Origin of the sequence: Paenibacillus tyrphae, assembly GCF_024158745.1 — a bacterium.
Classification (GTDB): Bacteria; Bacillota; Bacilli; order Paenibacillales; family NBRC-103111; genus Paenibacillus_G; species Paenibacillus_G tyrfis_A.
The window spans coordinates 463,217-479,211 of sequence record NZ_JAMZAW010000001.1; the positions used below are offsets into that span (position 1 = coordinate 463,217).

Consider the following 15,995-nt stretch of genomic DNA (forward strand, 5'->3'; position numbering starts at 1 on the left):
AAATTAGAATCTGTTAAAGCCCACGCCGCTTGCGCCGAAACCGCTTGTGCTGATACCGCCTGCGCCGATACCAAATTGACTTTGCGCCGGTTGGTTGGAATCGGAACGAAGATAAGAGTCATGTCCTTGTTGGTTGCCACGGTAGTTGGCCAGATGGTACGATTGCGGGCTTTGGAATTGGGAATACGACTGCCCGGAAACGCCAAATTGTTGGCCAAATTGATTTTGGCTTGCAAAGCTTGCCGCGCCGAATTGGGGTGCGCCGATTCCGAATTGGCTTTGTGCCGGCTGCGTGGAATCCGAACGCAGGTAAGCGTCATGGCCCTGCTGGTCTCCGCGGTAGTTGGCCGTGTGATACGATTGCGGCGATTGCGGGCTTTGATATTGCGAGAACTGTTGTCCGGCTCCGAAAGAAGAAGCGCCGAATTGGGGTGCGCCGATTCCGAATTGGCTTTGCGCCGGCTGCGTGGAATCGGAGCGAAGATAGGCGTCATGCCCTTGTTGGTTGCCGCGGTAGTTCGCCGTGTGATATGCTTGCGGGCTTTGGAATTGCGAGAATTGCTGCCCGGCTCCGTATTGCTGGCTGATTCCGGATTGATTCAGGGACTGGTTGTATTGGGATTGTACATATCCGACCGGCTGGTATTTGGAGTATTGGGAGCTTGCAGGACCGGCCGTACCCAATTGGTTTTGAAAGCTGCTTTGGAAACCTTGTTGGTACATGCGAAAAAATCCTCCTCGAAGTTATTATAGGAAGTCTTCCGGTGCTGGGTCGTTGTTCCGTTCCATTCCAGAAGCCTTTCTTATTGTCTTCAAGGAGGATTTATTTTATTACTTGGCGTTTATTTTTTTTTAGGGTTGTCCGGGACAAATTTCCCGCTTTAACTGCCGGGCGGCCAAGCAAGGATCGCTTTGCCGAACGATAGCCGATACGACGGCCACTCCGTCTGCGCCGGCCTGAATGACGGGCGCCGCATTGGAAACGTCAATGCCCCCGATCCCGACCATGCTAATATGCGGCCAACGCTGCTTGATCTCCGAAATCAGCCCGGTGCCTATCGGCGCCCCGGCATCCCCTTTGGTAAGGGTGGAATAGACGGCGCCCACGCCCAAATAATCTGCGCCTTGAGCTATGGCCCACTCCGCTTCAGCCATCGTGCTGGCGGAGATGCCGATGATCTTATCCTCGGCGAGCAGCTTGCGGGCTTCCGATCCCGGCAGATCGTCCTGGCCGACATGCACGCCGTCGGCGTCTAGCGCGAGCGCCACATCGACCCGGTCGTTAACCAGAAAAGGGACGCCGTATTCCCGGCAAAGCTCCCGCAGCGCTCTGCCTTCTTCGATGACGCGGAACAGAGGCGCTTTTTTCTCGCGAAGCTGGATCATCGTTACGCCGCCCTCCAGTGCCGCCCGGGCAATCTCTAACGCCGATCGCCCTTCGTGGCCCGAGAGATCCATAACCAAGTAAACCGATAAATATTGACGAATGTCTGACCGGAACAAATTATTTCCCTCCGGGCAACAAAATCGAGTCTTCTACTTTGATGCAGCGGTCCATAATCACTTCAAGACCGCCGGCGCGGGCAATATCCGCCGCTTCTTCGTTAAAGATCCCCTGCTGCAGCCAGAACACCTTGGCCCCGATCTTTACCGCTTCCTCGGCGACGGGAACGACCTGTTCGCTGCGGCGGAATACGTTCACGATATCCACTGGTTCGGGAATATCGCTGAGCGACGCGTAGCAGGTTTCCCCGAGAATCGTTCCGCTTACGGTCGGATTGACCGGGATAATGCGGTAGCCTTTCTTCTGCATGGCTTCCGCAACCATGTAAGATACGCGATCGGGCTTGTCGGACAGCCCGACGACCGCTACGTTGCCGGCTCCCGCCAATAGTTCTTTGATTCGTTCACGCGGTGGATTTTCAAAAGCCATGACAAATCGCTCCTCGCTTCATGAATTTATTTCGCCTTCGTATAGCTTATCGCTTGGCGTCCCATCGCATCCCATGTTGCCATAAACGCTTCTTTGTCGATTTTTTTGTTGCTTTGGCCGGCAAGCGGGTCGTTGACATATACGTACTGTTCGTCAAAACCGACCAGCAGCACCGCATGCTCCATAAAGGTCGTCTCGATCGGACCGATCGGCGTATCCCACACGACCCAATTGTCCGGAACCTTATAGTTGATCGTCGTCCAAACGACGGACGGGACTCCCTGAATCAATTGGTCTTCAAGCTTCGAGAACGGTTCCTTGGTCAGATCTTGCGCCGTAGGAACATAAGCCTTTAGCAGCTCGAACAATGCGGTATGGTAGATCCCGAACCCTTTGGCGGCGCCCGTCACCTCTCCGACGAATCCGGTGTTCGGATTCCCCCAAAAAGCGATTGAGCCGTTTTTGTTATAACGGATCGGGGTCGGATCTTTTTTCATCTCGGGAACCAAATCCATCTTGGATTTGTTCACGCCGTAATATTGCAACAGCATCGCAAGACTCGTCACTTCGCATCCGGAAGGAAGCTCGGGCAGCTGCCGAATATGCGGCGCTTCCAACAATACGCTTTTCGGCCGCTCGACCGGCTTCGCCGCAGGAGGTGCGGCGGCGCTAGCGGCTGTCTTGGCCGCGGCAGCTTCTTGCTCCGCGTAGGCGACGGTCGGGTCCCGGAACCATGTCTGTCCCGTTAGTTTAGCGTAAAGCAGTACGCCAAATACGCCGCTGGCAAAGAGAAGCCCTGTGATGAGAAATAAAGCAAGCGTGACCTGGATTCCTTTCCATAATACGGTCACGTCCTTCACCGCCTCGTTACGATCAGCATGCCGATCATGATGATAGGTTAAGCAACGCCGGCGCGCAGCGCCTTACTCTTGAACCAGTTCGATTTGCGCCCCGAGCGACAGCAAATGCTCGAAGTAATGAGGGTAAGATTTGGCCACATGATGCGCGTCGTTGATAATCAAGCCTTGCTCGGAACGGAGGCCGACGATAGTAAGCGCCATGATGACACGGTGGTCGTAGTGCGCGTTAATCTCGACGCCGCCCGTTACGCCCTGCGGACGCCCATGGACGATAATCTCGCTTTGTCTTTCCTCCACATCCGCTCCGGCCTTGCGCAACTCGTTCACAAAATCCGTAATTCGGTCGCATTCCTTGTATCGCAGGTTCTCTACATTGTAGAATCGGGACGTGCCTTCCGCAAACACCGCCGCCGCAACCATCGCCAGCACGCCGTCGGTGAAATGATCTCCGTCGAATTCGCCTGCGATCAGCTTCTGATTGCCGCGAATCCGAACGGCATCGTTCTCGTGGGTAAGATCGACACCCATCGCGCGGAGCACGTCGACAACGGCCCGCTCGCCCTGCCTGCTTTGCTCAGCCAAATGAAGCACCGTCACGTCCGAATGCGTCACGGCCGCAGCGGCCAGGATGGCGGCAGAACCCGGATAATCGCCCTGAACCGTGTAGTTTTGGGGCTTGTACTGCTGCTTGCCCGGAATTTTGTAATGCATCAAATCGTCGGACGCTTCGATTTTCACACCCGCTTGGGCAATGACTTCCAGCGTCTGGCCGACGATAATTTTCGATTTCAGATCGTGCAGCACCGTAATCTCGCTATCCTCGTCCAGCAAGGGAGCAACGAACAGCAAGGAGCTTAAAAATTGCGAGCTGACATTCCCGGAAACGGTAATTTTGCCGCCCCGCGGATGGCCGCCCCGAATCGTAATCGGCAGCTTTCCTTCACGGTGCTCTACCTCGACTCCCATCTGCTTCAAGGCGTCGATCAGATCGTCATGAGGGCGTTTGCCGAGAGAATCCGGATAAGCGTTTATGAACGTCACCTCCGGGCAAAAAGCGGCGACCGACATCAAGAAGCGGAGTACCGCTCCGGCATTGCCGACATTCAGCTCGCTCACATGCTTCGGATGACGGCCGAAGCCGCGGATTGTCATCTTCTCGTCGTCCTCTTCCAGGACGGCGCCCAAATCCCGGATGCAGCGGCGCATCGCGTCGCTATCCTCGCTGTGGGCCGGAAAGTACACCGTGCTCGTCCCGTCCGCAAGCGCAGCGATAAGCAAATAGCGGGTCGTGTAGTTTTTGGAAGACAGAGCGTTAATCGTCCCGCCCAGACGCGGGGTCGGTTTGACAATGGCTTTCATCGTAAAGTATCTCTCCTTGTCCGTCAGAGCTTTATATATGTAAGTGAAAAGATATAGCCTGCATAAGCAAGCAACAAACCGAGTGTATACGACAGCCCCATATACAGCCAGGCCGTCCGGCTTTCGCCTTGGCTAATCAGCGCTTCGCTTTCCAGCTTTAGCGTCGAAAAGGTCGTGAATGCCCCCATAAATCCGCTGCCAAGGAGCGCCATCAATCGGCCGTCTGCCCCTCCTCCCCACAAGACGCCCAACAAGAACGAACCGATAAGGTTGACCGTCAGCGTTCCGTATGGTAGAGAAGTTTTAAGCCGTTCCGCGATGCCGCTGCCGATCCAATACCTTGCAACGGCGCCGGCAAAGCCTCCTGCGCTTACGAGCAGCAGCGTTCCTAATGTATTCGACATCATTCCTCAGAACCCCTTTTTACCGCCGCCAAATTTAGACCGAACAGGCGTCCGAGACGAATGCAGCCGAGCCCGCCCCACAGGCTGATGATAAAATAGAGCGCGGCGATCGTCCAAAGCTGCTGCTGGAGCATCGATACGAGCTCCCAGCTTAATGTCGAGAACGTCGTAAACGCTCCGACGAATCCGGTCATCAACGCGGCGCGAAGGTTCGAATACCGCTTCAAACCGGGCAAATAGGCCAGAAAGCCAAGTGTCAGGCAGCCGGCCAGGTTGCACAGCAGCGTTCCCCACGGCAGCGAGGTAACCTGCTGCGGATTCATAGCAAAGGACAATCCGTACCGTGCCAGCGCTCCGGCAATTCCCGCCAGACCTATATAAAGTACGGTCATTCGATATCGTCCCCATTCAAAATTAACGTCATCAACGACAGGCATTCCGCTTTGTTTGACACGCTGCCGTTTTCTTTTTATGATGAAGGCAAGTCGGCCGCAAGCCGAAGGAGAAGGAGGCTGTATTGATGCATACGATTACCCCGCAAGAAGTCAAGCAACGGCTTGAAAACGGCGAAATGCTTACCCTCATCGACGTGCGCGAACCGGAAGAAGTCGCGCTCGGCATGATCCCGGGAGCCAAGCATATTCCTTTGATGGACATCCCTCAGCGCCTTGACGAAATTCCGCAGCACAGCGAAACGATTCTCGTCTGCCGCAGCGGCAATCGCAGCGGGCGGGCGCTTGAATATTTGGAAGCCCAAGGCTTCACCGGGCTTGTCAACATGACCGGCGGCATGCTGGAGTGGGAGCAGCTTTAAGCCCGCTCCCGCTCCAAGCGGCTGCAAATCTCGTCCACGATCTGCCCGACGGTCTTGCCGTCCGTATCCACATGGAGATCCGCAAAATCGTACGCGTGCTTGCGGCTTTCCATAATGTGGCGTACGCGGTCTTCGACTCCGCCTTGCAGCAAAGGACGGCTTTGATCGGACCGGACCCGCTCGATGATCGTTTCGGCGGACGCCTTCAGCGCGACAACCAGACCGCTGCGCTGCATAAGAATCCGGTTTTGCTCTGCCAGAACGGCCCCGCCTCCGGTCGCTATCACCTGATGCTGACCTTGGAGCGTCCGTTCGATCGTCTCGCTTTCCGCTTTGCGGAAGAAGGGCTCTCCGAGCTCTGCAAACATTCGGGTAATGCTCATTCCGTGTACCCGCTCAATGGCAGCGTCCGTATCCTCATACACCCAGTTCAGCCTCGAAGCGAGCGCTTGTCCGACGGAGGATTTGCCGGTTCCCATCATACCGACCAACACGATGTTACAGTATTCCACTTCCCTGCACCTCTGACTTTCGCATCATTCAACTGACCCTATCATATCATAGCCGACACCGTGTGAATAGAAAGTTTGGCAAAAACATAAGATGGTTGTGAATAAATTCCAGCCAGATCAGTCATGATGTTTAATGCATATTTCCCGAAGGGAGAACACGGTCATATGACGCAAGGCGCCCTATCGCAAACCAGCGCAGCCGGTCCCTACTGGACCGAGCACAAGCTGGAACAAATCATGGATCCCACAAGACCCTTATGCCGAGAAGAAATCGTCTGGATGCTGGAGTATATTAAAAAAAAGGTGGCCGAGGAAGACCCGAACTTGACGGATCTTTCCCAGCCACGGCTGCTTAAAAACTTCCGATATTTTGCCGAAATCGCTTTGATGCTCATTCAGCGGCGAGGCGGCCACGATATGGAGACCGACCGGCTTAAGAGCTGGTTGTACGAAGCGTCCTTCGGTCTGCATCCGGTCAAGCCGGATCGCATCAAAAGGCACCTGTAGCCGCTTAGTTTTCCATCCAGTGGAAGTGGAAGGTGCCTTCTTTGTCGACCCGCTTGAAGGTATGCGCGCCGAAATAATCGCGCTGCGCTTGCAGCAGGTTGGCCGGCAAACGCTCGGTCCGGTAGCTGTCGTAGTAAGCCAGCGCGGAAGCGAAGGCCGGAACCGGCACGCCGCGGGTGATTGCCGTTGCGACGACGTTTCTCCAAGCGTCTTGGTACTGCTCCACGATGCCCTTGAAGTATTCGTCAAGCAGCAGGTTTTTCAACTCCGGATTGCGGTCGTACGCATCCTTGATGTTCTGCAGGAAACGGGCGCGGATAATGCAGCCGCCGCGGAAAATCATCGCAATGCTGCCGTAGTCCAGGCTCCAGTTGTATTCCTCGCTTGCCGCTCTCATTTGGGCGAAGCCCTGCGCGTAAGAGCAAATTTTGCTCGCATATAGTGCCTTCCGTACCGCTTCGATAAACGCCGCGCGGTCGCCGTCGAAAGCCGCTTGCTTCGGTCCGTTCAGCACTTTGCTGGCCGCAACGCGCTCTTCTTTCATGGCCGAGATGAAGCGGGAGAAGACGGATTCGGTAATGATGGACAACGGAACGCCCAGATCAAGCGCGCTTTGGCTTGTCCATTTGCCTGTACCCTTCTGGCCGGCGGAATCGAGAATGACATCGACCATCGGCTTGCCCGTTTCCTGATCGTATTTGGTGAAAATGTCGGTTGTGATTTCGATCAGGTAGCTGTCCAGCTCGCCCTTGTTCCAATCGGCGAAAATCTCATGAAGCTCCTGCGTGCTGACGCCAAGCACGTCTTTGAGCAGATGGTACGCTTCGCAGATGAGCTGCATGTCGCCGTATTCGATGCCGTTATGCACCATCTTGACGTAATGGCCGGCGCCGTCCGGTCCGATGTAGGTGCAGCAAGGGTCGCCGTTCACTTTGGCCGAAATGGCCGTCAGAATCGGAGCGACCAGCTCGTAGGCGTCCTTTTGCCCGCCCGGCATGATCGAAGGACCTTTCAACGCGCCTTCCTCCCCGCCGGATACGCCGGTACCGATAAAGCGAAGGCCGTGCGCTTCCAGCTCTTTGTTGCGGCGCTGGGTGTCCGGGAAAAATGCGTTGCCGCCGTCGATGATAATATCGCCTTTTTCCAGATGAGGAACCAACTGGTTAATCGTGTCGTCCGTCGCATGGCCCGCTTGCACCATGATTAAAATTTTGCGAGGCGTTTCGAGCGAAGCTACGAATTCCTCGATGCTGTATGTACCGACCAGCTTCTTGCCTTGCGCTTCAGCGAGCAGCGCATCCGTTTTCTCCCGCGAACGGTTGAAGACGGACACCGTGAAGCCTCTGCTTTCGATGTTCAGAGCCAGGTTTTTCCCCATGACCGCAAGGCCGATAACGCCGACTTGTTGTTTGGACATTGTGGTTTCTCTTCCTTCCTTTTTCTATTTTAATTTTGACGATTTAGGGGGTTTGGAACTTCTCCCAAGAGACGGAGGTCAGAATATCCATCGAAGAGCCTGCGTGTTGCCTTTGAAAATGGATTCTTACCGCAAGGTAAATTCAAGGAATCCATTTTCAAGAGCGACCGGAGATGGATATTGCTGCACCGCAATCAGATTGGGAATTGGCTTCCACCCTTAAATCGTCATCGCTCCGAAGCCCCCGTCCACCCGCAGCACCGTGCCGGTGACGAAACTCGAAGCTTTCTCCGAAGCCAGATACACGGCTGCGCCCTGAAGCTCTTCCGCTTCGCCGAAACGATTCATCGGCGTATGACGCATGATGGATTCGACACGCTCGGGAGACAAAATTTTGCGGTTTTGCTCAGCCGGGAAGAAGCCCGGAATGATGGCATTGACACGCACGCGCGCCGGAGCGAATTCGCGCGCCAGAAATTGGGTGACGTTGTTCACCGCCGCTTTGGAAGCGGAGTACGTGAACACTTTGGACAGCGGCGGGTCCGAAGATACGGAGGAGATGTTAATGATGCTGCCTCCTTCGCCTTTGTCCACCATATGCTTCCCAAAAATTTGACACGCCAACACGACGCTTTTGAGATTCACTTCCATAATCGAATCCCATTCGTCCATCGTAATGTCAAAAAACGGCGTCGCGCTGTTTTTGCCCGGACAGTTCATCAAAATATCGCAGCGCCCTGTCCACGCAAGCACTTCGGACAGCACCCGCTTCAAGTCCTCGGCATTCGTCGCATCCGCCGAAAAGCACTTGGCCCGTCCGCCGGCCGCTTCGATCCGCTTCGCAACTTCTTCGGATTTCTCCATATTGCGCCCGACCACCGCGACATCCGCCCCGTGTCCGCCAAGCGCAATCCCCATCGTGCCGCCTAAGGTGCTGTTGCCTCCGATGATAACTGCCGTTTTTCCCGATAAATCGAATAAGTTCATGGCCCGACGCCTCCTAAGATTGCGTGTGAATCTGTTGAAAGGAGGTGATGGCATCAAACTCATCCTTCAACTGATGGTACACACGATTATAAATTTTTGTCAACTGTTGATATACTTCGTGGTTCGGCTCACTTGCGCGAAGCGACTGCTCCACCTGCATCCAATCGTGAACGCTGGAGAAATCCTTAATCTCGCCGAGCGCCAGCATGCCGAGCTGCGCCGCCCCGAGGCCGGAGCTTTCGATCGTATTTGGCACGGCGACGTTCGCGTTCAGCACGTCGGCCATCATCTGGAGCCAGAACGAAGAGCGGGCAAAGCCGCCGGAAGCGCGTACCTCCCGGGTCGGGCCGCTGAGCTCCTCCAGCGCGGATACGACCGAATGAATCCGGTACATGACACCTTCCAGCACCGCCCGGATCATATGCTTCTTCTGATGATAAAGCGATAATCCGAAAAATACGCCGCGCGCGTTCGCGTTCCAGTACGGCGCCCGCTCGCCGGTAAGCAGCGGCAGGAAGATAAGTCCGTCCGAGCCGGCAGCTACCTCGCGCGCCAAAGACGTCAAATAGTCGTACGGGTCCATGCCTCTGCGGCGTCCTTCTTCCGCTTCCGCCGTGGCGAGCTGATCGCGGACCCAGCGGAACATGATGCCGCCATTGTTGATCGCGCCTCCGACGACCCAGAAATCTTCCTTAAGCGCATAGCAGAACAATCGGCCCTTCAGATCGGTTATCGGCTCGCGCACGACGCCGCGAACAGCGCCGCTGGTCCCGATCGTTACCGCGTAAACACCCGGTTCGAAAGCGCCGACGCCGAGGTTGGCCAGCACGCCGTCGGACGCGCCTACGACAAAAGGCGTATCCGCCGAGAGCCCCATCGAGGCTGCATTCCCGACAGTCAGCCCTTGCAGCACGTGCGTAGTCGATACGGGCTCCGACAGCTGCTCGGGGCGGACGCCACAGGCTTCGAGCGCCTGCTTATCCCACGCCAGCTCCCGCAGGTTGAAGAGACCAGTGCAGCTTGCCAGCGAATAGTCGATCACCAGCTTGCCGAACAGCTTGCCGAACACGTATTCTTTGATGCCGATAAACTTATACGCCTGCTCGAACAGATCCGGCCGATTGTCCCTGAACCACATCAGCTTCAGCAGAGGCGACATCGGATGAATCGGAGTGCCCGTGTTCCGGTAAATGTCATGGCCGTTCAGCTCTTCCTTCAGCACTTTGACGTAGCCAACACTGCGGTTGTCGGCCCATGTGATGCAGCGCGTTAGCGGAGTCAAATCGCGGTCCACCGCGATCAGGCTGTGCATCGCCGAGCTGAACGAGACGCACAGCACTTGTCCGGGCAAAATGGCCGCTTTGCGGACGACTTTGCGAATGGCGGTAAGAACCGCTTGATAAATTTCTTCCGGGTCCTGCTCGGCCATATCCGGCTTGGGCGTGTAAAGCGGATACTCCACCGCATGGGACGCAAGCACGCGGCCGCTCCGGTCGATCACCAGCGTCTTGGTGCTCGTCGTGCCGATGTCCGCGGCGATGATGTAAGGCTTGGGTACAGACAAACCGCTCATTTATACCAGATTCCCTTCGCTGTTGAATGACAGATCGTACGGTTCGGTCAAAATCTCGATATCCGGATGAAGCTTCGCTTCCTCAAGCAGATTGACCGAAATCTCGATTTCGCCCAAATGCAGCGTATCCCGTATACGCACAAGCCGGCATTGGGTATAATCCAAAATATTGCAAGTTTTGACCGCGGCTTTGATGGCGTACAGGTCGTTTTCGAGCGTCGTTGCGATTTTGGTCGGCGCGCATACGGTGGAAGTCAGCCCGTTGGCGTAGGTCGCAGCCAGGTCCATTTTGTCGACCAGCCGCTGCGTCGTGAAATCGGCCGTGCCGACGCCATTGGCGTTGCCTTTCGTCTCCGGCGTCGTATCGAGCACGACCATCTTGGACACGTCGGGGCCGCCATGTGCGTACGGTGTCGGATAACGGCCGGTGATGTTCGGGTCCATGCCGTCGCCGCTGATGTTTTTGCCGATGTAATCGATGACGAGCACGTCGATTTGATCAAACAAAATTTTCGGCAGCCGGGCTTTGGCGATCTCGAGCAGCACCATCTCGCGTTCCTCCACTTGAGCTGCGGGCAGCACTTCGACGATGCACGTTTCGTCGTATGCATTTTCCACAAGCGCCACGCCGAACAGGATCGGTAGCTTCTCGATCATAATCCGCGCCATAGCCGGCACGTTCTCAGCCATATATTTGAAGCCGAGCTGGTGGCACGCTTCCGCCCCTTTTTGCTTGCCGAGCCCGATGGAAATCATTTTCATAATGCCGCTTTCGATTTTGCCGCGGAAGGCGGTGTGCGGCTTCACCCGGTTGATGACGACGATGGCGTCCGCCTCGTATGCGTATTTATCGACGTAAACCGGAAGGCCGTTCGGCAGTTGGTCGATCTGCACGACCTCCATCGTCGAGCGGATCCGCACCCCCATCGCTTCCTCCGTAACGCCGAGATGGTGAAGTACTTCCTTCTGTCCTTCGGCGGTCGCGCCTCCGTGGCTGCCCATGCAGGGGACGATGAACGGATGGGCGCCTGCCCGTTTGATCGCATCGATCGTCATCCGGGTGAAGGCGGCGATGTTCGCCACGCCGCGGCTGCCTACTGCCACGGCCACCTGCTGGCCCGGCTTGATCCGGTCGATGGCGCCGGGCTTCGCCAGCTCGCGCTCCAAATCCTCGGTCGGGCGCTCGAGCCGGGTTCCGTCGAATTTTTGACGGATGCGGACCATTTGCGGCATCGGGATGTCTTGCAGAAGCGTTCTGAGTACGCTCATGTTACTTGCCTCCCCAAACGAATTATAAGGATTTGACGGAGTCGCGGATAACCAGCTCCGTATGGAATAGAACGACCGATTTTTCCGAATGCTTCGTCTCGATGAACTTCAGGAGCGTCTCCGCCCCGGCCCGGCTCAGCTCTTCGATCGGCCTGCGAACCGTGGTCAGCGCTGGCGACATGAAAGCCGAGAACAGGTGGTCGTCGAAGCCTGCTACCGAGATGTCTTCCGGCACCGACAAGCCCCGCTCCGTCACGGCTTTCACCGCACCGAGCGCCATGTCGTCGTTGCAGCAAAAGACGGCGGTCGGCCGGTCGGGAAGCTCCAGCAGCTTGCTCATGGCCGCGTGGCCGCTTTCCAGATCGTAGTTGCCGCTGACGTAATACGCTTCCGGTACGGAAATCCCGTGCTTGCGGAGCGCCTCGCGATAGCCGTCGCGGCGGGCTTGCGTCGATTTGAAGCCCTGTTTCCCCTCGATGATGGCAATATCGCGGTGTCCCTGCTGCACCAAATATTCCGTAAGCCGGTAAGCGCCGCTCTGGTCGTCCGGGACGAAGTTCATCACTTGGACGCTTTCGACGGGCCGGTTCAGCACTACAAGCGGAATTTCTTTGTCCGAAGCATATTCGATGAACGACTGGTCGCTTTCGCTTTGGCTCATGACGATGATGCCGTCGAAATTTTTGCGGTTCACCTTATGAAAGCTCTTGTAATCGTCAATCCCGCGGACAATCAAGTTGTAATCGTCTTTAATGACGTCATTTACGCCTTTGATGGCTTCGTACAAAAATCCGGCGGAGGTACCGGTATGCAAGGTTGTAAAAAACAGCCCTAAATTGTATGATCGATCCAGCACCAAGCTTCGCGCGCTGTAATTCGGAGTATAGTTCATGCTTCCCGCAATCGCTTTGATGCGCTCTTTCGTTTCCGGGTTGATCAGCGGGCTGTCGTTCAATGCCCGGGAAACGGTCGTATGCGACACGCCGGCCAATTTGGCGATGTCTTTGATCGTAACACTCATGGGACCACCTCTCATTCATCATAACACAGAAATGCACACGTTAACAATGCTATTTTCTTGCGTATATTCAACACAAAACGGACTTTTTGTACGATGTATGAAATCGATGAATCTCTTTTGTAGTCAAATGAGGTTATAGAGGTGACGTAGGGAGGTGGGGTATCCACTTCCGTTTGCATCTCTATTTTTGTAAAAGCCCATTTTCTCAACAAGCTCAAGCCAGCCCAATGGCCATCTTATTTAATGAACCAGATTTAATCCTGATCGTTTCGATGATAGAAATAATCGGTTGCATTTCAATTCACTCGTCCCAATGCTTGTCCGAAGCCGTTTTTATGACTTCTTCTCTGTGGCAAAATAAAGCATGGCAGCGACCGGGAAAGCTATTCCGATCCATAACGCTGTACTCCATCCCCCTGAGGCATACGCCCATGCCCCAATTGAGGAACCGATAGCTCCGCCAAAAAAGAAAATAGCCATGAAAAGTCCGTTCAAACGACTGCGAATTTCTGGTCCCAAGGAAAAGATCGCGCGTTGTCCGAGCACAAGATTGGCGGATACTCCCGCGTCCAGCAATATGGCTGAAATGACCAGAACGGCTACTCCGATGGCTGAGCCGGTTTGGATCAGGAGCGGCAGCAAAACAGAAATGATGACCGTAGCGAGCGCTATCCATGTTCCGGGTCTCGTCCAGCCGCGATCAGCCAGCCGTCCGGCAATGGGGGCAGCTACCGCACCCGCGACTCCGGCAAGTGCGAACAACGCAATGTCTTTCTGGGAAAAATGAAAAACCGGGCTGGATAACAGTAAGGGAACAGTTGTCCAAAATAAGCTGAACGTCGCAAATACACACGCATGATATGCAGCGCGACGGCGTAAGATCGGGGTCGTTCGCAGCAGGTGCCACATCGAAGCAAGCAGTGCTGCATAGCGTGTGTTTGTATTCGGCCTTCTTGCAGGCAGCACTTTCGACAGAACGATCGCCAAAATAACAACGGCTGCGGCGGACAAAGCGAATATGGCATGCCAGCCAAAGAAATCAGCTACCAGACTGGACAAAGGTCGCGATAGCATAATTCCAAGCAACAAACCGCTCATGATATTGCCGACAACACGGCCGCGAGTCGATTCTGTTGCCAGGTATGAAGCAAATGGTACAAGTACTTGGGCTGCAACCGAACCCAACCCGATAAAAAGAGAAGCCCCTAAGAAAAGCAATGGCTGTTTCGCCATAGCAGCTGCTGCGAGGGCTATTGCCGTAAGAAGTAACGATACGACGATCAGCCTTCGGTTTTCAACAATATCTCCCAAAGGTACGACAAATAGCAAGCCGACAACGTAACCGATCTGCGTTAGCGTTACGATAAAGCCGGCGCTGCTTTCAGAGAGTCCGATGGAAGAACTGATTAACCCGATCAAGGGCTGTGCATAGTAAAGATTAGCGACAATGATACCGCATGCCGTCGCCAAAAGAATGGCCAACCATGTCGGAATATTTTTCTCGATGGCTTGTTTATTTTTTAACGTAGTCATCTTAGGCAGCTCCTTATTTTTAAAAATAAATGCTCAACAGTCCCAGCAAAAAAAACGGCTAACGATCCCCAGCAACTATAATTTGAAGCGGCTTTTTCCTCATGTTAGTGCTCAATCCCCTCCTAATCGTTTTTTTAAATACTGAACGTATAGTTTGTTAAATTGATAATGCAATAATATACTGAACGTACAGTTTTGTAAATGGGCAGTTTCAATTTTTCTTTTTTGTCCATAATTGTTATACTGAACGTATAGTTTATATTTGCGCGTAAGACGTGAATTTACGAAAGGGATGATTACGGTGCACGGCAAAAGAGGTCGGCCGCGTAATGTCGAAACTCAAAACTCTATCCTTTCCGCTTCCTATGAATTATTGTTGGAACATGGCTTTGCAGCGGTCACAGTTGATAAAATTGCAGATCGCGCCAAAGTCAGCAAAGCCACGATTTATAAATGGTGGCCTAACAAGGCTGCCGTTGTTATGGATGGTTTTCTTTTTGCCGCCACGGCAAGGTTACCCGTGCCTGATACGGGCTCGACCTTGAACGATATTCTCATTCACGCTACGAATGTAACCCGGTTTTTGACAAGTCGGGAGGGGACCATCATTACGGAGTTATTAGGCGAAGGGCAGTTTGATCCCGGATTGGCTGAAGCCTATCGAACCCGATATTTCCAGCCCCGCCGGCTTGAGGCCAGTCAGCTTCTGGAAAAAGGGATTCAGCGCGGGGAATTGAAAAAAAATCTCGATATCGGATTATGCATCGATCTCATTTACGGACCGATTTTCTATCGCTTGCTTGTGACAGGCGAAACATTGGACGATGCCTATGTGCAGCAATTGGTAATGAACGCATTTGAAGGAATTCGTGCGACCTAGCCCATTTGATAACACGTTAAAAAGGCCTGTGCTCCCAATCCCGCACAGGCCTTCAGCGGCTGTTCGCTGCGCTGCGGTACGTTCCGCCAACGCCCTTCTGCAGCCATATTATGAAGTTACATTTCAAGCAGCAGCATCTCATGCCGGAGTTCCATCAGCTTCTCCTTACATCGTTCGACCGCTTCCCGGTCTCCCTCCTGCATCGCATCATGCAGCGTAGCCAGCTCGTAATCCAACTCCAGCCGCAGTACCGGAATCCGTTCGTCCGGTCGTCTGGACCGGAACGCCTGCATCATTTCTTCCACCGTGACCACTGGTTCCTTTTGGAATAACACCTTATGTTCCACCCCCGAAATTTCAACCATACGGATGATTTCGCCGAACATGATGTTTTCAATCAGAATCTGCCGGTCTTTAAAGCGCTTTACTACCGCGTGTCCGCGGGTATCGCCGATCATCTTTTCCATCAGCTCCGCCAGCTTTTCGTCTTTGAAGGAGTAATTGCCCACGATTTTATACCGCTCGCCGATCCGCTGAAACCGCAGCTTTACCAGCTTGCGGCCGGTACGGATCGAGACGATAAACTGTTGGTCGCTCTCGTTCCAATAGAGCGAGTAGCCTTCTTGAATGAGTGTTTTGATGAAGTTACGGATTAGCCGACGGTCAAACCGTAACTCAAGGTTGCAATATTCCACCTCATGACTCTTGCTCACGGCAATCCCCTCCTTGATGATATCTTGCTTAATGAACAGCGACGTCTTCTGGTTCGGTCCGTGCTGCTGCCGGCGTGTGTATTGGCGTGAACGCTAGTCGAACAAGCTTATCTCTTTGATAGAATTTTCTGACTATTCTGTTTCTTAGTTCTATCTTATTATGAATCATATGATTTAGCAACTTGGATTATTGATTTTTTTAACGTTTTTTGA

18 protein-coding genes are annotated in these 15,995 nt (G+C 54.2%); 3 read left to right on the top strand and 15 right to left on the bottom strand.

The genetic code is table 11. The features are described from left to right. Positions 1–3: 3 nt before the first annotated feature. The 7 genes from NI000_RS02195 to crcB form a co-directional block, all read right to left on the bottom strand. Positions 4–723, bottom strand: a complete 720-nt coding sequence (locus NI000_RS02195; RefSeq protein ID WP_253407284.1) for a hypothetical protein — start codon at positions 721–723, stop codon at positions 4–6. Between the two features lie 129 nt (positions 724–852). Further along, entirely contained in the window at positions 853–1,503 is a 651-nt protein-coding gene (gene thiE, locus NI000_RS02200) for a thiamine phosphate synthase (protein WP_253407285.1), read from the bottom strand. Position 1,504: 1 nt separating this feature from the next. Continuing rightward, positions 1,505–1,933 carry a CoA-binding protein gene (locus NI000_RS02205; RefSeq protein WP_253407286.1) on the bottom strand — a complete coding sequence of 143 codons (429 nt, stop codon included), beginning with the start codon at positions 1,931–1,933 and terminating at the stop codon, positions 1,505–1,507. 26 nt (positions 1,934–1,959) lie between these two features. Beyond that, positions 1,960–2,784, bottom strand: coding sequence for a C39 family peptidase (locus tag NI000_RS02210; RefSeq protein WP_253407287.1), 825 nt, complete (start codon positions 2,782–2,784; stop codon positions 1,960–1,962). A 72-nt stretch (positions 2,785–2,856) separates the two neighbouring features. Then, positions 2,857–4,152, bottom strand: a complete 1,296-nt coding sequence (gene aroA, locus NI000_RS02215; protein ID WP_253407288.1) for a 3-phosphoshikimate 1-carboxyvinyltransferase — start codon at positions 4,150–4,152, stop codon at positions 2,857–2,859. Between the two features lie 23 nt (positions 4,153–4,175). Then, positions 4,176–4,556: a fluoride efflux transporter FluC gene (locus NI000_RS02220; protein WP_309247864.1), complete on the bottom strand. Its 381-nt coding sequence runs from the start codon at positions 4,554–4,556 to the stop codon at positions 4,176–4,178. Beyond that, on the bottom strand, positions 4,556–4,948 hold the full coding sequence (gene crcB, locus NI000_RS02225) for a fluoride efflux transporter CrcB (protein ID WP_253407291.1): 393 nt from the start codon (positions 4,946–4,948) through the stop codon (positions 4,556–4,558). The genes NI000_RS02220 and crcB overlap by 1 nt, the downstream gene beginning before the upstream one ends. Before the next feature lie 128 nt (positions 4,949–5,076). Here crcB and NI000_RS02230 point away from each other — a divergent pair, with 128 nt between their 5' ends. After that, the gene (locus tag NI000_RS02230; RefSeq protein ID WP_253407293.1) at positions 5,077–5,370 is read left to right on the top strand and encodes a rhodanese-like domain-containing protein; all 294 of its coding nucleotides are present in this window, start codon (positions 5,077–5,079) and stop codon (positions 5,368–5,370) included. Here NI000_RS02230 and NI000_RS02235 read toward each other — a convergent pair. Next, positions 5,367–5,882 carry a shikimate kinase gene (locus tag NI000_RS02235; RefSeq protein WP_253407295.1) on the bottom strand — a complete coding sequence of 172 codons (516 nt, stop codon included), beginning with the start codon at positions 5,880–5,882 and terminating at the stop codon, positions 5,367–5,369. The genes NI000_RS02230 and NI000_RS02235 overlap by 4 nt on opposite strands. Before the next feature lie 165 nt (positions 5,883–6,047). On the opposite strand from NI000_RS02235, the gene NI000_RS02240 reads away from it, so the two are divergent. Then, positions 6,048–6,389, top strand: a complete 342-nt coding sequence (locus NI000_RS02240) for a hypothetical protein (protein ID WP_253407296.1) — start codon at positions 6,048–6,050, stop codon at positions 6,387–6,389. 4 nt (positions 6,390–6,393) lie between these two features. Here the strand turns inward: NI000_RS02240 and gndA are convergent, their stop codons facing one another. From gndA to NI000_RS02270, 6 genes are all read right to left on the bottom strand, one after another. Then, complete coding sequence (gene gndA, locus NI000_RS02245; protein WP_253407298.1) at positions 6,394–7,806, bottom strand: NADP-dependent phosphogluconate dehydrogenase; 1,413 nt, start codon at positions 7,804–7,806, stop codon at positions 6,394–6,396. A 219-nt stretch (positions 7,807–8,025) separates the two neighbouring features. Beyond that, entirely contained in the window at positions 8,026–8,793 is a 768-nt protein-coding gene (locus NI000_RS02250; protein ID WP_063177679.1) for an SDR family oxidoreductase, read from the bottom strand. Between the two features lie 13 nt (positions 8,794–8,806). Continuing rightward, positions 8,807–10,366 (bottom strand): gluconokinase, encoded by a 1,560-nt coding sequence (gene gntK, locus NI000_RS02255; RefSeq protein ID WP_253407300.1) that lies wholly within the window; start codon positions 10,364–10,366, stop codon positions 8,807–8,809. Next, entirely contained in the window at positions 10,367–11,635 is a 1,269-nt protein-coding gene (locus NI000_RS02260) for a lactate racemase domain-containing protein (RefSeq protein WP_253407302.1), read from the bottom strand. A 22-nt stretch (positions 11,636–11,657) separates the two neighbouring features. Next, on the bottom strand, positions 11,658–12,656 hold the full coding sequence (locus tag NI000_RS02265) for a LacI family DNA-binding transcriptional regulator (RefSeq protein ID WP_253407304.1): 999 nt from the start codon (positions 12,654–12,656) through the stop codon (positions 11,658–11,660). Positions 12,657–12,989: 333 nt separating this feature from the next. Beyond that, positions 12,990–14,189: an MFS transporter gene (locus tag NI000_RS02270; RefSeq protein ID WP_253407306.1), complete on the bottom strand. Its 1,200-nt coding sequence runs from the start codon at positions 14,187–14,189 to the stop codon at positions 12,990–12,992. 292 nt (positions 14,190–14,481) lie between these two features. Between NI000_RS02270 and NI000_RS02275 the strand changes: the two genes are divergently transcribed. Then, a complete protein-coding gene (locus NI000_RS02275) occupies positions 14,482–15,069 on the top strand; it encodes a TetR/AcrR family transcriptional regulator (RefSeq protein WP_253407308.1) in 588 nt (195 codons plus the stop codon). Positions 15,070–15,185: 116 nt separating this feature from the next. Here NI000_RS02275 and NI000_RS02280 read toward each other — a convergent pair whose 3' ends face one another. Further along, positions 15,186–15,782: a hypothetical protein gene (locus NI000_RS02280; protein WP_253407309.1), complete on the bottom strand. Its 597-nt coding sequence runs from the start codon at positions 15,780–15,782 to the stop codon at positions 15,186–15,188. Positions 15,783–15,995: the final 213 nt, after the last annotated feature.